We start from the raw sequence: 20,664 nt of genomic DNA, 5'->3' as shown, positions 1-20,664 counted from the left end.
CTGGAGTAAGCAATGCTAAAAAAAGATATGAATATTGCTGATTTTGACCCTGAATTGTTTCAAGCGATGGAAGACGAGACTCGTCGCCAAGAAGAGCACATAGAGCTCATTGCGTCAGAAAACTACACCAGCCCTCGTGTATTAGAAGCTCAAGGTTCGCAGCTCACGAATAAGTACGCTGAAGGATATCCTGGTAAGCGTTATTACGGTGGTTGTGAGTATGTTGATATTGCGGAAGACCTAGCGATTTCCCGTGCTAAAGAGTTGTTTGGCGCGACTTATGCTAACGTGCAGCCTCACTCAGGCTCGCAAGCAAATGCAGCAGTATTTATGGCATTGCTCAATGGTGGCGATACTTTGCTAGGCATGAGTCTTGCGCATGGTGGTCACTTGACCCACGGTTCACATGTGAGTTTTTCTGGCAAACTTTATAACGCTGTCCAATATGGTATCGATGAAACAACTGGTCATATTGATTACGCTGAAGTGGAGCGCCTAGCCGTAGAAAATAAACCAAAAATGATTATTGCTGGTTTTAGTGCGTATTCAGGTGTTATTGACTGGTCTAAATTCCGTGAAATTGCTGACAAAGTCGGTGCGTATTTATTTGTCGATATGGCACATGTTGCTGGTCTAGTTGCTGCTGGCATCTATCCAAACCCGCTTCCTCATGCGCACGTAGTGACAACCACAACACACAAAACATTGGCCGGCCCACGTGGTGGTTTGATTCTTTCTGCAGCTGATGATGAAGGCATTTATAAAAAACTAAACTCTGCTGTATTCCCGGGTGGTCAAGGTGGCCCATTGATGCATGTCATTGCAGCGAAAGCGGTTGCCTTTAAAGAGGCGCTGGAGCCGGAGTTTGCAGAATACCAAAAACAAGTGGTTGTCAATGCAAAAGCGATGGCGACAACTTTCATTGAGCGTGGTTATGACGTGGTATCAGGCGGTACTGAAAACCACTTATTCTTGCTTGATCTCATCAGTAAAGACATTACTGGTAAAGACGCTGATGCCGCACTTGGCAGAGCGAATATCACGGTCAACAAAAACTCAGTACCTAATGACCCACGTTCCCCGTTTGTAACTTCAGGACTACGCATTGGTTCACCAGCGATTACTCGTCGTGGCTTCAAAGCGGAACAAGCAGTTGAATTAACGCACTGGATGTGTGACGTGATCGATGATATTGAAAATGAGCAAACTATCGAGCGTGTCAAAAAGCAGGTCGTTGAATTGTGCGCTAAGTTCCCTGTTTATGGTTAACCTATAGACCTAAATAGGATAGACTTCGATGGCCGCTTATTTAGCGGCCATTTTTGTTTGTGGTCTTTGTCCAGCCTTGCAGTATTTTTGTGCAGGAAGTCGCTGGATATAATTCTTCGACGTTCAAAGCAGGAGGCTCAATGCATTGTCCATTTTGCAACGCAACCGATACCAAAGTTATTGATTCTAGATTAGTCGCTGAAGGTCACCAAGTCAGACGTCGTCGCGAGTGCGCGGTTTGCCATGAGCGATTTACAACGTTTGAAGGTGCTGAGTTAGTTATGCCAAGAGTCGTTAAGCAAGATGGTACTCGGCAGCCATTTGACGAAGAAAAACTGCGTTCTGGTATGCTCAGAGCTGTTGAGAAACGGCCGGTATCAACGGATGATATTGAGCAAGCATTGACTAAGATTAAGTCAACTTTACGAGCAACGGGCGAGAGAGAAATTAAATCAGAAATGATCGGCAATTTGATGATGGATCATCTTATGGTTTTAGATAAAGTGGCTTACATTCGCTTTGCATCGGTTTATCGAGCGTTTGAAGATGTGTCTGAATTCGGCGAAGCCATTGCCAAGCTAGAAAAATAATACAATAAATCGCTTCGGTTAGAAGCTAGCGCCAAGGGTATTGCCATGACTGTGTGGTCTCGCCACGATATATTGATGATGAATCGAGCCGTTCAACTCGCTCGAAAAGGCCTGTATACCACGCGCCCGAATCCTAGTGTCGGCTGCGTTATAACCCAAAATGACATTATTGTTGGTGAAGGATTTCATCAGAAAGCTGGCGAGCCCCACGCTGAAGTTCATGCGTTAAATGCTGCAAAAGAAGCCAGCTTAGGCGGGACGGCTTACGTTACGCTTGAGCCTTGCAGTCATTTTGGCAGAACGCCACCTTGTGCAAAGGCATTAATTGAAGCCGGAGTAAAGCGGGTTGTGGTTGCAATGAAGGATCCAAATCCGCAAGTGGTGGGCCGTGGATTAGCCATGTTAACCGCGGCTGGTGTGCAAGTCGATATTGGCCTATTAGAGTCACAGGCCGAAGCACTCAATCCCGGCTTTATTAAACGGATGAAAACCAATATTCCGCTGGTAACAGTGAAGCTTGCAGCGAGTTTGGATGGTAAGACTGCGTTGGCCAATGGAAAGTCTCAATGGATTACTGGCTCAGAAGCCAGACAAGATGTACAAAGACTTCGTGCAAAGCATGGTGCGTTGGTTACTGGTGTTGAGACGGTTCTTATCGATAACCCCAGCTTGAATGTCCGTTATGATGAACTCGGTGGTTTAACTGATGTTTATGATGAGAAAGATCTACAGCAACCGCTTCGAGTCATTTTAGACAGTAAAGCACGATTAACGGGAAAAGAGCGGATATTTGACATAGAGTCGCCATTATTACTCGTTTCGTGTACCGCTTATCCGGACGAGTTCACCGCAAAGTTACCAAAACATGTAGAAAAGGTTGTTCTTCCTGATATCAAAGGACGAGTCGATTTGCATGCACTGCTTGCCCATTTGGGCCAATGCGTTAATTCAGTTATGGTCGAAGCTGGTGCGACACTAGCCGGCGCATTTGTTGAAGCTGGCTGTGTTGATGAGATTGTACTGTATCAGGCTCCTAAACTCCTCGGTGCGAAGGGGCGTAACTTACTCGCATTAAACGACTATGAATCAATGGCGGAAATACCGTCATTGAAAGTAATAGATGAAAGAAAAATAGGTGTGGACACACGCCTTGTGATTCAATTAGGTCATATTTAATGTTTACTGGAATTATTGAAGCAGTTGGAAGTTTACGTAAAATCGAGCGACTCGGCGACGACATAAGGTTAACGGTCGCAAGTGCGAACTTGGATTTGTCTGATGTAAAACTTGGGGATAGCATTGCAACAAATGGGGTTTGTCTCACGGTTGTTGAATGCCTAGGTGATGGTTATGTGGCGGATATATCTGCTGAAACAGTAAACCTAACTGGGTTTGCAAATTACCAAGTCGGTGAAAAAGTTAATTTAGAAAAAGCTGTGATGCCAACGACACGGCTTGGTGGGCACCTTGTCAGCGGCCATGTTGATGGCATTGCTAAAGTTGACGCCGTGCAGCAGCGCGGAAAAGCCATTGAGTTTTGGTTAAGCGCACCCCATGAGCTAGCAAAATATATTGCGCATAAGGGGTCAATTACAATTGATGGCGTGAGTTTGACGGTGAATGAAGTTGATGGTTGTCGATTTCGTTTAACCATTGTGCCACACACGGCGCAGGAGACCACGCTTATAGAACTGTCGCCCGGTGATGCGGTCAATATCGAGGTTGACTTAATTGCGCGGTATTTAGAGCGTTTGATGTTCAAAGTGCCTGAAAACGAAACAGAAAAAAATGCACCAAAAGATACGATAACGATGGAGTTACTCGCGCGTTCTGGTTTTTTGCGATAGAGAACAAACATCGAAATTCAGCAAATTAATATTTAGTACATAAAAGGTCTGACAATGGCGTTACATAGCATAGAAGAAATCATTGAAGATATTCGCCAAGGTAAAATGGTTATCTTGATGGATGATGAAGACAGAGAAAATGAAGGCGATCTCATCATGGCCGCCGAAAAGGTGACGCCTGAAGCGATTAACTTTATGGCAATGTATGGCCGAGGCTTGATTTGTCAGACTTTAACTAGAGCCCGTTGTGAGCAGCTAAGCTTGCCTTTGATGGTATCAAATAATAATGCTCAGTTTTCGACTAACTTTACGGTGTCAATTGAAGCTGCTGAAGGGGTGACTACAGGTATTTCTGCTCATGATAGAGCTGTGACCGTTCAAGCCGCAGTCGCCAAAGAGGCGGTTGCTGCTGATCTAGTTCAGCCCGGGCATATTTTTCCATTGATGGCACAAGATGGCGGTGTATTGATCCGCGCGGGTCATACTGAAGCAGGTTGTGATCTCGCAAGATTAGCAGGTCTCGAGCCATCATCTGTGATTGTCGAAATTCTGAATGATGATGGCACCATGGCTCGATTCCCAGATCTTGAAGTTTTTGCTGAGAAGCACGACATTAAAATGGGGACCATTGCTGATCTTATCGAATATCGAAATACCCAAGAAACGACAGTTGTTCGAGAAGCTAAATGTAAATTGCCGACGCGTTTCGGGGAGTTTGATTTAGTAACGTTTAGAGACACAATTGATAATCAACTGCACTATGCATTGCTAAAAGGCGAAGTGAAAGAAGATACTTTGGTACGAGTCCATTTGCAGAATACTTTCAATGACCTTTTGTTTTCTGAGCGAGATCAAGAGCGCAGCTGGCCGCTCGATAAGGCCGTCGAGCGCGTTAGCAATGAGGGCGGCGTAGTTCTTCTACTGAGCAGCCATGAACACAATAGCGATATTTTGGCGAAAGTGAAGGCGTTTGAAGCAGAAGATAACGGTGAAGCCCAAGCTGCAGCGAAGTGGCATGGTACATCACGACAAGTAGGAGTAGGGTCGCAAATCCTTTCCAGCTTAGGCGTGACAACGATGCGGTTGTTGAGCTCTCCAAAACGCTATCATTCGCTATCGGGTTTTGGACTAGAAGTTACAGAGTATATTGCTGACTAAATAAAGGCTCAGCAAATTCAGGTTTCCCATAAATTGCATAGCGCTCAGGGTAAATAGCTGTGATATCATAGCCGCACTTTTTGCCCGGAGCCGGGTGCACTAGCAAAATTAGGTAAGAAGATGAACGTAGTCGAAGGTAATATCGAAGCGAAAGACGCCAAGGTGGCGATTGTCATTTCACGTTTTAACAGCTTTCTTGTAGAAAGCTTGCTTGAAGGTGCAATTGATACTTTAAAGCGATTTGGACAAGTCGCGGATGAAAACATCACCGTAGTACGTGTACCAGGAGCATTTGAATTACCGATTGCTGCTCGTAGAGTTGCGGCAAGTGGTAAGTTCGATGGCATTATCGCATTAGGTGCAGTCATTCGTGGTGGAACACCACACTTTGATTTTGTCGCTGGTGAATGTAACAAAGGACTAGCACAAGTTTCTCTTGAATTTGATGTTCCAGTTGCATTTGGTGTTTTAACAACCGATACCATTGAACAGGCTATCGAGCGTTCAGGCACCAAAGCTGGCAACAAAGGCGGAGAGGCTGCATTAGGTTTACTTGAGACCGTGAATGTCCTTCAAGCCCTAGAACAACAGTTGTAATAGCAGGAAAGAGAATGAAGCCTTCTGAGCGCCGAAAGGCACGCCGTTTAGCGGTACAAGCCATTTATTCATGGCAACTAAGCGGAAACAATATTGCTGACGTTGAACATGAGTTTTTAACCGAGCAAAATGTAAATGGCGTAGATGTTACTTACTTCAGAGAGTTGTTTAGTGGTGCTGCCACAAAGAAAACTCAACTTGATGAGCTAATCGTTCCACATTTGGAGCGCCCTTTAGATGAAGTTGACCCTATTGAGAAAGCCGTCCTTCGGCTTGCTGTTTATGAGTTAACTTTTAGAAAGGATGTACCTTATAAAGTTGTGATCAACGAAGCCATTGAATTAGCTAAATCATTTGGTGCCGAAGAGAGTCACAAGTTTGTTAACGGTATACTTGATAAATTAGTCGCTCGTAAGTAGCACACCAAATAAACGGTATCTTCGGATACCGTTTTTCATTGCAAAGATAGGAGGTGCGGTTGATGCTGCGCCAATTGACACAATGAAAGAGTTTCAGCTAATCGCAAAATACTTCACTGGCCGCAGTCAATCTCGTCGTGATGTCCAAATTGGCATTGGTGATGACTGCGCTCTCGTGACGCCCGCAGAGAATAAGTCAATCGCAATCTCTTGCGATACACTTGTAGAGAATGTTCATTTTTATCCAGATATACCGGCGAAGCACTTAGGGTATAAGTCGCTGGCGGTCAACCTCTCCGATCTTGCCGCAATGGGTGCAGAGCCCGCGTGGATGACACTCGCATTAACAATGCCAGAAGTCGATGAAACATGGCTAGAGCAATATACAGAAGGGTTGTTTGACGTCGCAGACTACTACGGTGTTTCGCTCATTGGAGGAGACACGACTCGCGGTACTCGCGCGATTACGATTACCGTGCATGGGCAAGTGCCTACAGATAAAGCACTGCGTCGAAATACCGCCCAAGCTGGGGATTGGATTTATGTGACTGGAACGCTGGGAGATTCTGCGCTCGGTTTAGATATCTTGCGTAACAAGCAACAGGTTCCTGGGCAGTATGAATCTTATCTTACCCATCGACATTATCGACCAACACCAAGAGTGTTAGCAGGACAGTCACTGCGGAATTTAGCAAGCAGCGCAATTGATATATCTGACGGTATTGTTTCTGATATTACCCATATTTTAAAGGGGTCAGAATTAGGTGCGGTGATTAGTGTTGAAGATTTACCTTTGTCAGAAGCTATGCAAGCCAGTGTGAGCAATGATGAAGCCATTGGGTATGCGCTAACGGGTGGGGAAGACTACGAGCTGCTCTTTACGATTCCAGAAGCACAAAAAGGGGCTTTAGAAACAACATTGGGCCAAACCGGGGTTAAATTTACCCAAATAGGACAAATGACCCAAGGGACATCATTGCGTTTACTTAAAGACGGGGAGTCCTATATCCCTGCAAATTATAGTTTTGAGCACTTCTAATGCAAATTTGGTCTAGTGATCCTGCGTTAACACGTTTATCTTTAAAAAATCCTATTCACTTATTGGCGCTGGGTTTTGGATCCGGCTTGACCGCAAAAGCACCTGGTACCTTTGGGACATTAGCTGCGGTGCCGTTTGTGATGTTGATGTCGGAGTTGAATAGCTCGTGGTATATCATCATTACGCTGGTTGCCTGCATCGCGGGTATATACCTCTGTGATAAAACAGCTCGAGATATGCAAGTTCATGATCATGGTGCCATTGTGTGGGATGAATTTGCAGGTTTAATGATTACTATGTTTGCTGCGCCAAGTGGCTTTATCTGGTTGGTTGTTGGTTTCTTGCTATTTAGAGTGTTTGATATTTTGAAACCCTGGCCTATTCGTTGGCTGGACGCCAAAGTTCATGGTGGTTTTGGCATTATGATTGACGATATTCTCGCCGGTGTTTTTGCATGGAGTTGTTTACAACTGCTCGTTGGTATTTTTGCCTAGAACAAGAGAGTTAATCGGCAAATTCTATATAGGTTAGAGAGATAGAATGCACATTGATTGAAATCAATGTCGTAAGGGAGTCCATATTCAGGGCTCCCTTTTTATTTGTGTTTGAACTGTCTATTGGCGAATATACCTAAATTCATAAGCAAAGTAATTCTTTGGCATTCGCAAGTGTGTTATCGGTGATGGTATCACCGCCTAGTAATCGTGCAAGCTCAGAGATTCTTTCACTTTGGCTGAGAGGCTGCATCGAGGTTTCGGTTTTCCCTGCTTTCGTTTGTTTATCGACAAACATATGTTGATGACCATTGCCCGCAACCTGAGGGAGATGAGTGACACAAAACACTTGGGTCACATCCCCAAGGCTACGTAGCATTTTTCCAACAACAGAGGCGGTTGGCCCCGAAATACCGACATCAACCTCATCAAAGATTAACGTTGGCGTTGCAACTTTTTGAGCTGTAATGACTTGTATTCCCAGACCTATTCTTGACAACTCCCCGCCGGAAGCGACTTTGGCAATCGGTTGTAAGGGGAGCCCCGGGTTTGTGGTGACCATAAACTCTACACCATCACTGCCTATTGCTGACATCTGCTCAGGTTGATGATTCACCTCGATAAAGAACTTCCCTTTTGGCATATTGAGTGTTTGGATAGATTGCGTCACGAGAGTATTCAATTCTTTAGCGTAACGCTGGCGGCTTTTATGAAGTTTTGTAGCCTTACGCGCATAATCTTCGTAACACAGTGAAATTTCACTTTGTAATACTTCAAGTTGCTGTTCGTTGCTGCTCAAGTCGTCTAATTCACTTTTCAGCTGCTGGTGGTGTGAAAATAACAACTGAGGGGTTACTTGGTGCTTACGGCTTAGCTGTAGCGCAGTAGACATGCGCTGCTCTATCTCTTGAAATAGCTCGGGGTTAAATTCCAATTGACTTATATAGTGCTGTAATTCATTACTACTTTCTTGCACTTGAATCAAAGCCTCATTGAGCATGCCAGAAATACTCTGCAACTCTGGGTCAAGCGTCGATAACCCGTCGGCTTGAGAAACCGCTTGGTTTAAGTGCTGATCGAGATTGAAATCTGGCGAGTCTTGCAGTCGTTCCAAAAGTGCTTGGGCTTGTTCCGCTATTTGTGTGCCATTGGCAAGTTTTTTATGCTCAATTTCAATGCTTTGATATTCACCGTCTTGCAACGCAAATTCATCGAGCTCTTCGACTTGATATTGCAGGAGTTGTTTTCGCGCATCCCGTTCTTGCTGAGTTTGAGAAAGCTTTTTGAGTTGCTTAGTTAAACTTTGATGCTTATAAAAACTATCGGATACGGTTTGAATTAACTGCTTATGATTGGCATAACTGTCTAAGAGCGTCAGTTGGTGCTCTGATTTTAGCATTGCGTGATGCGCATGCTGGCCATGAATTGCGACAAGCAGTTGCCCAAGGGATTTCAATTGAGTCAATGGTACGGGGTTGCCATTGATATAAGCTCTTGAACGCCCATCTTGGCTAATAGTTCTTCTTAATATGCAATCATTTTCGAGTTCTAAATCATTTTCTACTAGCCACTGCTTCGCAGCTGGAATATCAACAACTGAAAAGCTTGCGCTAATTTCTGTTTTACTTGCTCCTGGGCGAACACTATTAGCATCGGCTCTATTTCCTAAGCATAAGCCTAAAGCGTCTATGGCAATAGATTTACCGGCGCCGGTTTCTCCCGTAATGCTGGTCATTCCATTTGAGAACTCTAACTCTAAAAAGCGAACAATGGCATAGTTGCTAATATTAAGCTGGCAGAGCATGGTGTCACTCCATTCATAACAAGTACTGTATTGATGAACAGTATAGACTGTTTTTTTATACAGTTAAACAGTGTTGTTTGGTTTCTGTTCAAAATGGGCTTTATCGGAATATCAATTTTCTATTGATGACTCTAATTGTTCGTTTTGGCTATATGTCACAGTTATTGCAATTGTTATGGAGTTGAGCGGAATTGCGCAAGTAAATGCTGCAGTTAAGTAGCATAATGGCGTGCATGGTGTAATCGGTGATTTGTGAAGCAGGGATACGCTACCCACCGAAATGGTATTTTAAGTGAAGGTGTTGGGTAGAAATATGGGTGACAAATTAGGCGGAGAGTTACAACTTGTGTACTTATTTGTACATCTCGTGAATGCCGGAAGCATCTCTCAGGCAGCGAAAGATTTAGACATGCCTATTGCGACAGTCAGCCGAAAGCTGGCAAAGCTGGAAGAAAAGTTAGATCAGCAGTTGTTTATGCGAAGTACTCGTAAGTTACGCTTAACTGAAGCAGGGCTTGAAATATTTAAACGATATCAATCGCTTATTGCGCAGTTCGATAAGCTTTCTGGTTCTTGTGATGATAAACCTGAGGGGATCTTACGCATTGCCGCACCTATTTCGATTGTTTCAATGGTCTTTATCAAAGTTTTAAAAGAGTTTTGCGATTTATACCCAGATATCAAATTGCATATCGCACAGAGTAATGAAGTTGTTGATCTCATTGATATGGGAATTGACGTAGCAATTGTTGGTGGAGAACAACCAGATTCATCTTGGGTTTCTAGCACTCTTGGTATTTTGAGCTATGGTATGTTTGCGTCGCCATCTTATTTGAATCAAGCGCAACCATTGACGCACCCACGAGAATTAAGTGAACACCATATCGTTAAAGTATGGCCTTTATTCAATTGGCTATTAAAGCATCCGAATGGCGAGTCTTTCTATTTCGACGGTGTTGCAAATTTAACATTGACCGATTTGCATGGTGCGATTCAAGCGACGACTAATGGTGCGGGTATTCTCTATGGACCGATTCTTTTCGTAAAAGATCATTTGAAAAATGGTAATTTACAGCACTTGTTTCCCGATTGGATTGGCGAAAAGCGGCGTATATCGATTTTGTATCATCAACGCAGTCAGCAACCGTTAAAAGTCCGGTTGTTTATTGATTTTATGCAGTCTAAATCAGAACAGTTATTTTCTATGGATACGCCACTCTAATATGGCGAAAAACCATCGTACGCATTTTTCAGTTGGTGATAAAAAAGCCCGCGGTGATTGCGGGCGATTCAAAGTTGTTTGTGCGTGGCGCTGAGCCTATCTATTTGCCAAGGAAGTTTTAGCCTGAAGTTGTTGCTGAAATACCGATATTGGAGATAGCATCAGTGACAAGCTCTTTTCTAAGTGCTTTGACAAAGTCAGCAGTTATTCTAGGGTTGTCTTCAATGACTTCTAGTAACTGTCCTTGGATTGATTTTTCTTCTTGCATCACTTCATGACCAAAGACGTAGTCATCTAAATCACTTTCAGATAGCTCTTGGTCGCAAGTGGCTTCAATATAGTTCGCCACAGTGCTCGAAGAGAGCTTACTGATGTTGATTAGATCCTCTTCCAGTTTGCCCTGAATTGCCCCTAACAGTGTAGTAATGGCCACTACGGCATCAAGCGCTGGAAACACGCCATAAGCATCAAAGTCTTCAGGTTCAGGCGTATTGTCTTCGAGACGCTGTAAATAAATATCAATGTTCAGCTTTAGTTTCTTGTCATACTGGCTCTGCCATAACAAGTTTAAAACGGTATCTAAAACTTTAGAGTCGCCGAACTCTGAGAGTTCTGAGAATAATTGGTAATTGGGAAACATGCGTTGGCATAAGCACAGTGCAAAAAGCTGTTTTTGAGAAAGTTCAAGTGCTTTCAAGCGCTTAAAAAATCCAGGTTTATGACTCATAGGGTAATTCCGCTGATAGCTGGGTGATCACTTGGGTGGCGGCTGATTCTACCTTAGTTAGTTCATCAAGTAACTCTAGTATTTCAGGTTCTAGATCTTCAACTTTGCAGCCTTTCTTCAGTGCGCTCTCAATTTCTTGGCATAACCTTTGTGTTGTTGGAATACCGCAGTAGCAAGAAGCACCGTGTAATTTATGGATCACTTGATACATTTTGTCTGCGTCGAGTTGAGTGAGCGCTTTATCTATATTATCAACTGTGTTGGGCAACGACTCAATCAGCATCGAGAGCATATCCAAAGCGAGATCAGTTTTTTGATTTGCTTGGCTTAAACATAAATCCCAATTGAGCGTGTGTTGCTCAAAATGTGTAAATTTGGGGCGGGTTACCCAGCGACTAATTACATTTTTCAATGCCTGCTCATCGATAGGTTTGGGGAGATAACCGTCCATACCGCTAGCCAGTATTTCTTCACGTTCATCGGCTAGTGCATGTGCGGTCACAGCAATAATCGGTGTATTGCGGTTCAAGGACTCTGCGCGAATAAGTTTTGTCGCCTTCATGCCGTCAATGTCTGGCATTTGGATATCCATTAGAATTAAATCAAAGCGACGACTTTTGGCGAGCTCTACGGACTGCTGGCCGTTAGCTGCAGTGATGACTGTGGAAACAATTTCCCCAAGTAGGGTTGTGATGAGCTTAAGATTCGCTGGGTTGTCATCAACAGCGAGTACGGTTAGCGGATACCTTGGTTCTGGTGCCGGCATATGAGAGTGAGCAACTTGCTGATCGTTATCCAATGGAGGATAAAGTAACTTTTGTGCTAATACATGTTCGCCGACTGGTGATGTAAGCACTGAGTCACAATGGGGACGAATGTATTGAGCAAGTCCCTCTTGGTTATCACACTCATTGAGCATAATGAGATTGTTGGTTTGGGCTTTTATATCTTGCAATAAACGAGCAACATCGGTGCATGATTCATGATGGTTACAATTGAGCAGCGCGCAATCAAACTGTTGTGTTTTTTCTTCAGCAAGTCGTTTTAATTGCTCAAAATCTGTGAAGTAGGTGACATGCATATTCCAACGTTGTAATTGCCGGCATAGAATTTCACGGCTTAAGAGCCTCGGCTCGTATACCAGTACAGATTGCCCTGCGAGCTTTTTCAACTCGATTGGTTCACCCAATGGGAACTGACTTGTTTGCATCGGGAGAACAAACCAGAAAGTAGAGCCTTTGCCCTGAGTCGAGTGAAACCCTATTTGGCCTCCCATTTGATTGACCAAACGTTTTGTAATGATCAATCCTAACCCTGTGCCACCAAAACGGCGTGAAATCGAGGAGTCGGCTTGACCAAAAGCTTTAAAAAGTAGTTCTTGATGAGCATCACTAATGCCAATGCCGGTATCAATCACTTCGCAGCGTACAGACACCTTGTCATCTTGAACGTCGGCCACTTCTAAACGCAAGCGGACAAGTCCTGATTCGGTAAATTTAATCGCATTGCCAAGTAAGTTTGTAATAATTTGGCTAAATCTGAGAGCGTCTCCAGAGACGCTGTCAGGCACATCTTCCGCAATGTCGACGACCAACTCTAATTGTTTAGCATGAGCACTACCAGCAATCAAAACAATGACGTCATTTAACGTGTCTCGCACTGAAAATGGCATATTTTCAAGCACCATTTTTCCTGCTTCTAACTTGGAAAAGTCTAGAATGTCATTGATGATATTTAGGAGTGTAGACGCACTGCGTTCAATTGTTTTGATGTAGTCCCGCTGACTAGAGTGCAAAGGGGTTTTGATGAGCTGCCGAGAAAAACCGATTACACCGTTCAGCGGAGTACGTAACTCATGGGACATATTGGCTAAGAACTCAGACTTAATACGACTTGCTTCTAGTGCTCTTTTCTTTGCTAAATCGAGTTCAACGTTTTGGATTTCGATTTGCTCTAGTGTTTCCCTTAGATCAGAGGTTGCTTGGTCAATATTTTGCTGCATCTCATCATGATATTCAGAAAGCGCACCAGCCATAGCATTAATACCACGCTTTAGAAGGTCGAGTTCTCCAATTAAGTTACCTTCTAAGCGGGTGTCGAGCTTACCTTCTCGTATTTTGGCAACAACGCGCACCATTTCTGTAATTGGCTGGGTGACGCTCTTTACCAGTCTAAAGGTAAACAATAGGTTAAGCTGCACCCCAATGAGTACAATAATAAAAGCCGCAACCGCAGCCCTGTGCTGCTCAAGTAAAGCCGTTTCTTTGTTTAAGTATAAAGTGACGTAACCCAGAATTTGAGCGTCTTGGTTTCCTGATAATCGCCCTGTAGTGCTTGTATAAGGAACACTTGTTGTTGCAATAATAGGGGCTCGAAGTAGTAGACTGTCACCGATTTGCTCAAATTCAGTTGTTGTTAACTGGCGAACTTCACGTTTATAGCGCATCACTTCAAAGTCTTTGTGATAGTGAGAGGTCACAAAAAGTTGGTTGTCGGCATCAAAAACGGCAATTGATTTAATGAGTGGTGAGCGGTTGAGTTGAGCGGCAGCGAGCAGGCGTTTGGTTGCTTCACGATTATTGCTCTCAATCCCGAGTTCACTGGCTATGGCCAGTGGTTCAATAATGTTACTTCCTTGTTCAACGAGAGTCTCTTCTAATTCATAGAAGCGATTTATGGTAAAGTAGCTGCCCAACAGAATACCGACCAGAACAGTTGGCGCTAGAGCAAGTGCTAAAACCCATGATCTAAGGCTATATTTAGTTCTGCCGTTGATACTATTCATTCGGCGGCGGTATTCCCAATTACAAAAGATGAATCGTTTGCTTAGACTGCCAGAAATAGGCCTGTCTTTGCCAGTAGTTTATTGATTTCGAGAGATAGATGGCACAATTTTTTAAACCAAAGCCCAAGCGCACGAAGCAACTTTCTCCGCGATTACCGCTTCAGATTGAACAATTAGATCATTTGGGGGCTGGTATTTCTCAGCACCAAGGTAAAGTTGTGTTTATTCCGAATACCTTGCCTGGCGAAGATGTTATTGCTCAATTAGTTGAGCAAAAAAAGAGTTATGCACGTGGTCGAGTTATTGAAATTACAAAACAAAGCCCAGATCGTGTTCAGCCGGCTTGTGAGTACTATGGCCAGTGCGGCGGCTGTGATATGCAGCACCTTCATGTTGCGAAACAGAGACAACATAAGCAAAAGGCATTGGCCGATATAATCAGCCGAGCAATCAAACAAGATATCGTTAAGCCTTCCATCATTGAGGGCGATGCGTGGGGTTATCGACGTCGCGCTCGATTGGCAACAAAATATAATAAAAAATCCAAGCGTTTATCTTTAGGTTTTCGAGCACCACAAAGCAATGATGTTATTGCAATTCAGCATTGCAAAGTGCTTATGCCTTCATTATCGCAATTGATTGCACCACTGTCTGAATTACTAAATACGCTCGCTTGTCGAACCAGTATTGGCCATGTTGAACTGACCGCTGCGAAAAATGGCTTGTTTATTGTATTAAGAATAACCCAAGACTTGCGAGAAAGTGATGAATCCGCATTAGAGGGCTTTGCTCGAGAGCACGATGTGGCATTGTGGCTGCAGCAAGACGACGGCCTGTGCATTGCGTTGAAAGACACAACTGCACCACAGGAAGCCGCATCATCCATAGCCCAAGCTCCGTTTTATGAGGTGGCTTTGGCTTCTGGTCAACATTGCAAACTTGAGTTTTCTCCAGGGAATTTTATCCAAGTAAATGGTGAAATGAATCAGTTAATGATTGCTCAAGCGGTTAAGTGGCTTGCCCTTCAGCCTGGAGAAAGGGTGCTTGATTTGTTTTGTGGGGTCGGTAATTTTAGTGTTGCTTTGGCTCAATTTAACGCAGATGTTGTTGGGGTCGAAGGCGTGCCCGCGATGGTTGCGCAAGCAAAGATAAATGCAGCTCAAAACCATATTGGTAACCTTGAGTTTTTCCATGCAGATTTGAGCCGGGATTTAAATGAAGCCAGCTGGCTTGGGAAAATTGACAAGTTGCTTCTTGATCCTGCCCGGGCTGGTGCTTATGAAGTACTACATCAACTGGAGCAAATGCAGCCTAAAAAAGTTGTTTATGTTTCTTGTAATCCCGCGAGCTTAGCACGTGATGCTCAGGTGCTCATTGAACAAGGTTATCAACTGAAGCAACTCAGTATGCTGGATATGTTTCCTCAGACGCACCATATCGAGGCAATTGCACTATTTGAGCGTTAAATTTGCTGAGTGTTTGGCCATTTGCCCATTGTATTTGCTATCTTTCTTGTCTCTTTAAAATAGAAAGTTATGATGTTATATCAAGATATTTGTCGCTGGTTTTGAGGCATAATATCGATTCGACGTTAATTAAGGAATGTATCCATGGTATCGGTTCGCGAAGCGCATTTTGATGATCCTAATTTTCAGCTAGAAGCTTGGGCACAACGCCATATATGTGACAGTGACGAAGCTGAAAAAGTGCTGCAATTGTTTCAACAAATCGACGACCTAAAATTCCAAGATAAAAACGTCAAACAATTACTGTTAGTACAAGCGCGTGAAATGATCGAGATTTTAGCCCCATTAAATATGGATCTAGAAACGCTTCAAGCCGCAGTTCTATTTGTCATGTTAGATGCTGGGTTATTGGACAAAGAGGTAATCGAAGCGCGTTTTGGGGCGAGTTTAGCCAATTTAGTCGGTAGTGCTGTCACGATGAATGCGATTGGAAACTTACAAACCTCGAGTTCATCCGAGCCTCAAGTTGACAATATTCGTCGAATGCTCCTGGCTATGGTCGAAGATGTAAGAGCCGTGGTTATTAAACTCGCTGAAAAAGTGTGTCAGCTTCGTCAGGTTAAAAATTCTGATGAAGAAACCAGAGTTTTATTAGCCCGAGAAATTTCAGATATTTATGCGCCACTCGCGAACCGCCTTGGCATTGGTCAACTGAAGTGGGAATTGGAAGACATTTCATTTCGGTATTTGCATCCGGAAACATACAAAGACATTGCCAAACAGTTGGATGGCAAACGGTTAGATCGTGAGACCTTCGTTGATGAGTTTGTCAGTCAATTGCAAAGTAAACTCGATGCCGAAAATATTCGAGCCAAAGTCTACGGTCGACCAAAACATATTTATAGTATTTGGCGAAAAATGAAAGGCAAGCAACTCGCTTTTGATGAGCTATTTGATGTGCGCGCGGTTCGAATTGTGACTGACCGCCTTCAGGATTGTTACGGCGCTTTGGGAGTGGTGCATACGCTTTGGCATCATATTCCTCGGGAATTCGATGACTACGTCGCCAACCCTAAACCAAATGGTTATCAATCGATTCATACTATTGTCGTGGGCCCAGAAGGGAAGACGGTTGAGATCCAAATTCGTACCCAGGAAATGCATGACGATGCCGAGCTTGGTGTTGCCGCCCACTGGAAATATAAAGAAGGGCATGCAGGTAAGCAGAGCGGTTACGAAGAGAAAATTAATTGGCTACGCAAAATTTTGCAGTGGCAAGAAGATGTGGCTGAAAGTGGCAATTTAGTTGATGAGATCCGTAGTCAAGTTTTTGAAGATCGTGTCTATGTATTTACTCCGAGCGGTGAAGTCGTCGATTTACCCCAAGGTTCAACTGTTTTAGATTTTGCCTATTATATTCACTCACAAGTTGGACACCGCTGTATTGGTGCAAAAGTTGATGGCCGCATCGTTCAATTCACTTATCAAGTGGATACCGGCGAGCGCGTTGAAATTATTACTTCCAAGCAACCTAACCCCAAAAGAGATTGGTTAAACCCAAACTTAGGCTATATCCGTTCCTCACGAGCGCGTTCAAAGATCTTGCACTGGTTTAAACAGCAAGATAGAGACAAAAATATCGTCGCGGGTAAGGAGATGTTAGAAACAGAACTAACTCGGATTGGTATGAAGTTAAAAGATGCGCAAAGTGCTGTTGAGCGTTTCAATATGGTGAGCATGGATGATCTTCTGGCTGGTATTGGCGGCGGTGACGTGCGCTTAAATCAAGTTGTGAATCATGTTGAAAGCCAGAACCGAGCGTCAGAGGTCACAGACGAAGAGGTTGTTGAAGGCATCGTAAAGAAAAGCCAGCAACACAATAAACAGGCATCTTCAGCAAAAAGCAAAGGCCAAGTTGAAGTGAATGGCGTGGGTAATTTAATGAGCCATATCGCCAATTGCTGTCAGCCCGTTCCCGGAGATGAAATCTTTGGCTACATTACGAAAGGCCGTGGTATTTCGGTGCATCGTGCTGATTGTGAACAAGTCAAAGAATTATTGCGTGTTCACCCGGAACGCTCTGTGGATGTGGTTTGGGGGGAGAACTACTCAGGCGGCTATAAAATCCGTATTCGGGTAACCGCGAATGATCGTGGCGGTTTGCTTCGGGATCTGACTACAGTGCTTGCAGCAGAAAAATCTCATGTTTTAGCGATGAGCTCTTCTTCGGATGTGAAAACTCAAACCGCAGCGATTGAGCTGGAACTAGAGCTGTATAATCTCGATGGGTTGTCTCGAATATTGCAAAAAATTGCTCAAGTTGAAAGTGTCATTGAAGCGCGTCGTCTTTAACGGCAACCACACCTAAAGCATGCCTAAACGTGGCCAGTCCGAATAGTCGGATTGGCCATTTGAAGGATGGCTTAATACCAATTAAATTGAGATATCTTGGGATGTTGTTTGGCATGTGTTTATTTCATCAATCTGTAACCCCATCGCATTGCAAATCCTGCGTGAAAAGTGAGAACTCTTATGTCCCCAACCGCTGATATAACCCCTTTACTGAAGATAATGGCGCGGTTACGAGATCCTGAGACTGGCTGTCCATGGGATAAAGTGCAGACATACCAAAGTATTGTGCCTTTTACTCTCGAAGAGGCTTATGAAGTTGCTGATACGATTGAACGAATGGCGCTAGATGAATTACCTGATGAGCTGGGAGATTTGTTGTTTCAAGTTGTTTTTTATTGCCAGTTAGGTAAAGAGCAGGGCATCTTTGACTTTGCCACGGTCGTTGATCGCGTTTGCCAAAAACTAACCAGTCGTCATCCGCATGTGTTTGGCGATATTCAGCTCACCTCAACAACACAGGTGAAACAAACGTGGGAGGCAATAAAAGCCAAAGAGCGACAAGATAAGTCGCTCCACTCTGCGTTAGATAATATTCCAGTATCACTACCTGCACTTTCTCGGGCTGTTAAGATTCAGAAGCGAGTCGCAAGAGTGGGTTTTGACTGGCCAGATCTTGGGCCTGTGGTCGATAAAATTCATGAAGAGTTTGATGAAGTTTTATATGAAGTTAAACAGAAAGACGTTTCACCGCAAAAAGTACAAGATGAAGTCGGAGACCTATTATTTGCGGTGACTAATCTTGCGAGGCACCTCAAGGTTGATCCGGAACAAGCCCTAAGGCAAGCCAATCGCAAATTTGAACAGCGTTTTCGGGGTGTAGAGCAAAAAGCTTTGGTCAGTGGAAAGCCTATGGAGTCTCATAGCTTGCAAGAGCTCGATGTATATTGGGAACAAGTAAAACAAGAGCTGAGCTAAATGAGCAGACTTCTCTAGGTCTTGTTCATCGCGTTTAGCTGAAAATTGTCGGTCAGCAAACTGATTTTTGCTCAGGAAGTCAGATAATAGTATTTGTTAATTGTCGAAGCTGTGCGCCTTTGGTATAATATTTTCCCGTCCTAGTGCTTTATAACAAGCACGTATTTCAACTCAATTTCTCAGGTTCAGCATGACGACTAGGTATATCTTCGTGACGGGTGGCGTGGTTTCATCACTCGGTAAAGGCATTGCTGCTGCATCACTTGCAGCAATTTTAGAGGCTCGTGGCCTCAACGTAACTATTATGAAGCTGGATCCGTATATCAACGTTGATCCTGGCACCATGAGCCCAACCCAACACGGGGAAGTATTTGTTACTGAGGACGGAGCGGAAACGGATCTTGACTTAGGCCATTACGAACGTTTCATTCGTACCAAAATGAACCGTCGCAATAACTTCACTACCGGACGTATTTACGAAGAAGTACTGCGTAAAGAACGTCGTGGAGATTACCTCGGTGCAACAATTCAGGTCATCCCTCACATTACGAATGCGATTAAAGAAAAAGTCATCGCAGGCGGTGAAGGTCATGATGTCGCTATTGTAGAAATTGGTGGTACCGTTGGTGACATTGAGTCGCTTCCATTCCTTGAATCGATTCGTCAATTGGGTGTAGAGCTAGGACGCGAGCGCACTTTATTTATGCATTTAACGCTTGTGCCATTTCTTGGTGCAGCAGGCGAGGTAAAAACTAAGCCGACTCAACACTCTGTTAAAGAGTTACGTTCAATTGGTATTGCACCAGATGTTCTAGTTTGTCGTGGTGATCGTGCTATTCCTGCAAATGAAAAAGCAAAAATTTCATTATTCTGTAACGTTGAAGAGCGCGCAGTTATCTCGCTAAAAGACGTCGATAGCATATACAAGATCCCCGCATTATTGCGTTCGCAAGGTTTAGATGAGTTGGTCGTTCGTCGTTTCCATTTGGAATGTGATGACGCGGACTTATCAGAGTGGGAAAATGTAATTTATCAAGAAGCAAACCCTAATGGTGAAGTTACCATTGGTATGGTTGGTAAATACATTGAATTGCCTGATGCATATAAATCAGTCAACGAAGCATTAAAACATGCTGGCTTAAAGAAGCGTGTGTCGGTCAATATTAAGTATATTGATTCGCAAACAGTTGAAGCAAAAGGCGCCGAAGTGCTTCAAGGTTTAGATGGTATTTTGGTCCCGGGCGGATTTGGCGAGCGTGGTGTTGAGGGTAAGATTTTTGCTGCTCAATATGCACGTGAGAATCAACTCCCATATTTTGGGATTTGTTTGGGAATGCAAGTCGCGTTAATTGAGTTTGCGCGTAATGTTGCAGGCCTAGAAAATGCGCATTCGAGTGAGTTCTGCAAAGAAACGCCACATCCAGTTGTGGGGCTGATCACAGAATGGATGGATAATGACGGTAAACTCGAACAACGTCATGAAAATTCTGATTTAGGCGGTACAATGCGCCTAGGTGCTCAGTTATGTCACTTAATTGAAGGCACAAAAGCTGCAGCAGCGTACGGTGAGCCAACTTGTGTTGAGCGTCATCGTCACAGATACGAAGTGAATAACGCATATAGAGAGAAGTTAGAACAAGCCGGATTGGTATTTAGTGGCTTGTCATCAGATAAAGAATTAGTAGAAATGATCGAATTACCAAACCATCCATGGTTTGTTGCCGGTCAATTCCACCCTGAATTTACATCTACCCCTCGAGATGGTCAGCCATTATTCGAAGGTTTTGTTGCCGCAGCCGACGCGTATCAGAAACGCGATTTAGGCTAACCCTTTTTCCGATAAGGCCGGCGTTCTGCAAAGATCGACCGGTCTTTATTCTTTTAAAGGCAAGGTAAGTTCAGGTTTGAAGAATTTGTTTT

General features: G+C 43.8%; 17 protein-coding genes. 14 read left to right on the top strand and 3 right to left on the bottom strand.

What is annotated here, in order from left to right; translation table 11 throughout:
* Positions 1–12: 12 nt before the first annotated feature.
* The 9 genes from glyA (at position 13) to IEY18_RS01275 (ending at position 7,413) form a co-directional block, all read left to right on the top strand.
* Positions 13–1,269 carry a serine hydroxymethyltransferase gene (gene glyA, locus IEY18_RS01315; RefSeq protein WP_188917048.1) on the top strand — a complete coding sequence of 419 codons (1,257 nt, stop codon included), beginning with the start codon at positions 13–15 and terminating at the stop codon, positions 1,267–1,269.
* A gap of 140 nt (positions 1,270–1,409) precedes the next feature.
* Positions 1,410–1,859: a transcriptional regulator NrdR gene (gene nrdR, locus IEY18_RS01310; protein ID WP_188917046.1), complete on the top strand. Its 450-nt coding sequence runs from the start codon at positions 1,410–1,412 to the stop codon at positions 1,857–1,859.
* 45 nt (positions 1,860–1,904) lie between these two features.
* A complete protein-coding gene (gene ribD, locus IEY18_RS01305; protein ID WP_188917043.1) occupies positions 1,905–3,035 on the top strand; it encodes a bifunctional diaminohydroxyphosphoribosylaminopyrimidine deaminase/5-amino-6-(5-phosphoribosylamino)uracil reductase RibD in 1,131 nt (376 codons plus the stop codon).
* Positions 3,035–3,706 (top strand): riboflavin synthase, encoded by a 672-nt coding sequence (locus tag IEY18_RS01300; protein ID WP_188917041.1) that lies wholly within the window; start codon positions 3,035–3,037, stop codon positions 3,704–3,706. Before ribD ends, IEY18_RS01300 begins: the two co-directional genes overlap by 1 nt.
* 54 nt (positions 3,707–3,760) lie before the next feature.
* Entirely contained in the window at positions 3,761–4,864 is a 1,104-nt protein-coding gene (gene ribBA, locus IEY18_RS01295; RefSeq protein ID WP_188917039.1) for a bifunctional 3,4-dihydroxy-2-butanone-4-phosphate synthase/GTP cyclohydrolase II, read from the top strand.
* Positions 4,865–4,984: 120 nt separating this feature from the next.
* Positions 4,985–5,461, top strand: a complete 477-nt coding sequence (gene ribH, locus IEY18_RS01290) for a 6,7-dimethyl-8-ribityllumazine synthase (protein ID WP_188917037.1) — start codon at positions 4,985–4,987, stop codon at positions 5,459–5,461.
* 14 nt (positions 5,462–5,475) lie between these two features.
* Positions 5,476–5,880: a transcription antitermination factor NusB gene (gene nusB, locus IEY18_RS01285; RefSeq protein ID WP_188917035.1), complete on the top strand. Its 405-nt coding sequence runs from the start codon at positions 5,476–5,478 to the stop codon at positions 5,878–5,880.
* Positions 5,881–5,962: 82 nt separating this feature from the next.
* Positions 5,963–6,919 carry a thiamine-phosphate kinase gene (thiL, locus tag IEY18_RS01280; RefSeq protein WP_188917033.1) on the top strand — a complete coding sequence of 319 codons (957 nt, stop codon included), beginning with the start codon at positions 5,963–5,965 and terminating at the stop codon, positions 6,917–6,919.
* Positions 6,919–7,413, top strand: a complete 495-nt coding sequence (locus IEY18_RS01275) for a phosphatidylglycerophosphatase A family protein (RefSeq protein WP_188917031.1) — start codon at positions 6,919–6,921, stop codon at positions 7,411–7,413. The genes thiL and IEY18_RS01275 overlap by 1 nt, the downstream gene beginning before the upstream one ends.
* Positions 7,414–7,555: 142 nt before the next feature.
* On the opposite strand, the gene recN is transcribed toward IEY18_RS01275, so the two are convergent.
* Complete coding sequence (gene recN / locus IEY18_RS01270) at positions 7,556–9,217, bottom strand: DNA repair protein RecN (RefSeq protein WP_188917030.1); 1,662 nt, start codon at positions 9,215–9,217, stop codon at positions 7,556–7,558.
* A 313-nt stretch (positions 9,218–9,530) separates the two neighbouring features.
* Between recN and IEY18_RS01265 the strand changes: the two genes are divergently transcribed.
* Positions 9,531–10,439 carry a LysR family transcriptional regulator gene (locus IEY18_RS01265; RefSeq protein ID WP_188917027.1) on the top strand — a complete coding sequence of 303 codons (909 nt, stop codon included), beginning with the start codon at positions 9,531–9,533 and terminating at the stop codon, positions 10,437–10,439.
* Between the two features lie 118 nt (positions 10,440–10,557).
* Here IEY18_RS01265 and IEY18_RS01260 read toward each other — a convergent pair whose 3' ends face one another.
* Both IEY18_RS01260 and barA read right to left on the bottom strand, forming a co-directional pair.
* A complete protein-coding gene (locus IEY18_RS01260) occupies positions 10,558–11,166 on the bottom strand; it encodes a YjaG family protein (protein ID WP_188917025.1) in 609 nt (202 codons plus the stop codon).
* Positions 11,156–13,951 carry a two-component sensor histidine kinase BarA gene (barA, locus tag IEY18_RS01255; protein WP_188917023.1) on the bottom strand — a complete coding sequence of 932 codons (2,796 nt, stop codon included), beginning with the start codon at positions 13,949–13,951 and terminating at the stop codon, positions 11,156–11,158. The genes IEY18_RS01260 and barA overlap by 11 nt, the downstream gene beginning before the upstream one ends.
* 98 nt (positions 13,952–14,049) lie before the next feature.
* Here barA and rlmD point away from each other — a divergent pair, with 98 nt between their 5' ends.
* The 4 genes from rlmD to pyrG all read left to right on the top strand — a co-directional run bounded on the left by rlmD (position 14,050) and on the right by pyrG (position 20,572).
* Complete coding sequence (gene rlmD / locus IEY18_RS01250) at positions 14,050–15,417, top strand: 23S rRNA (uracil(1939)-C(5))-methyltransferase RlmD (protein WP_188917021.1); 1,368 nt, start codon at positions 14,050–14,052, stop codon at positions 15,415–15,417.
* Positions 15,418–15,561: 144 nt separating this feature from the next.
* Positions 15,562–17,769: a GTP diphosphokinase gene (relA, locus tag IEY18_RS01245; protein WP_188917019.1), complete on the top strand. Its 2,208-nt coding sequence runs from the start codon at positions 15,562–15,564 to the stop codon at positions 17,767–17,769.
* Positions 17,770–17,949: 180 nt separating this feature from the next.
* Positions 17,950–18,744 (top strand): nucleoside triphosphate pyrophosphohydrolase, encoded by a 795-nt coding sequence (gene mazG, locus IEY18_RS01240; RefSeq protein ID WP_188917017.1) that lies wholly within the window; start codon positions 17,950–17,952, stop codon positions 18,742–18,744.
* Positions 18,745–18,934: 190 nt separating this feature from the next.
* A complete protein-coding gene (gene pyrG / locus IEY18_RS01235) occupies positions 18,935–20,572 on the top strand; it encodes a CTP synthase (RefSeq protein ID WP_188917016.1) in 1,638 nt (545 codons plus the stop codon).
* Positions 20,573–20,664 lie beyond the last annotated feature (92 nt).

This window comes from Shewanella gelidii (assembly GCF_014647855.1).
GTDB lineage: Bacteria > Pseudomonadota > Gammaproteobacteria > Enterobacterales > Shewanellaceae > Shewanella > Shewanella gelidii.
This window is presented reverse-complemented; position numbering and strand designations above follow the sequence as displayed.

What these genes read in the sequence shown, in the direction of transcription:
- rlmD (WP_188917021.1), top strand. Translation starts at nt 14,050, where the DNA reads ATGGCACAATTTTTTAAACCAAAGCCCAAGCGCACGAAGCAACTTTCT.
- relA (WP_188917019.1), top strand. Translation starts at nt 15,562, where the DNA reads ATGGTATCGGTTCGCGAAGCGCATTTTGATGATCCTAATTTTCAGCTA.
- nrdR (WP_188917046.1), top strand. Translation starts at nt 1,410, where the DNA reads ATGCATTGTCCATTTTGCAACGCAACCGATACCAAAGTTATTGATTCT.
- thiL (WP_188917033.1), top strand. Translation starts at nt 5,963, where the DNA reads ATGAAAGAGTTTCAGCTAATCGCAAAATACTTCACTGGCCGCAGTCAA.
- IEY18_RS01275 (WP_188917031.1), top strand. Translation starts at nt 6,919, where the DNA reads ATGCAAATTTGGTCTAGTGATCCTGCGTTAACACGTTTATCTTTAAAA.
- pyrG (WP_188917016.1), top strand. Translation starts at nt 18,935, where the DNA reads ATGACGACTAGGTATATCTTCGTGACGGGTGGCGTGGTTTCATCACTC.
- barA (WP_188917023.1), bottom strand. Translation starts at nt 13,951, where the DNA reads ATGAATAGTATCAACGGCAGAACTAAATATAGCCTTAGATCATGGGTT.
- nusB (WP_188917035.1), top strand. Translation starts at nt 5,476, where the DNA reads ATGAAGCCTTCTGAGCGCCGAAAGGCACGCCGTTTAGCGGTACAAGCC.
- ribH (WP_188917037.1), top strand. Translation starts at nt 4,985, where the DNA reads ATGAACGTAGTCGAAGGTAATATCGAAGCGAAAGACGCCAAGGTGGCG.
- IEY18_RS01300 (WP_188917041.1), top strand. Translation starts at nt 3,035, where the DNA reads ATGTTTACTGGAATTATTGAAGCAGTTGGAAGTTTACGTAAAATCGAG.
- recN (WP_188917030.1), bottom strand. Translation starts at nt 9,217, where the DNA reads ATGCTCTGCCAGCTTAATATTAGCAACTATGCCATTGTTCGCTTTTTA.
- ribBA (WP_188917039.1), top strand. Translation starts at nt 3,761, where the DNA reads ATGGCGTTACATAGCATAGAAGAAATCATTGAAGATATTCGCCAAGGT.
- mazG (WP_188917017.1), top strand. Translation starts at nt 17,950, where the DNA reads ATGTCCCCAACCGCTGATATAACCCCTTTACTGAAGATAATGGCGCGG.
- IEY18_RS01260 (WP_188917025.1), bottom strand. Translation starts at nt 11,166, where the DNA reads ATGAGTCATAAACCTGGATTTTTTAAGCGCTTGAAAGCACTTGAACTT.
- IEY18_RS01265 (WP_188917027.1), top strand. Translation starts at nt 9,531, where the DNA reads ATGGGTGACAAATTAGGCGGAGAGTTACAACTTGTGTACTTATTTGTA.
- glyA (WP_188917048.1), top strand. Translation starts at nt 13, where the DNA reads ATGCTAAAAAAAGATATGAATATTGCTGATTTTGACCCTGAATTGTTT.
- ribD (WP_188917043.1), top strand. Translation starts at nt 1,905, where the DNA reads ATGACTGTGTGGTCTCGCCACGATATATTGATGATGAATCGAGCCGTT.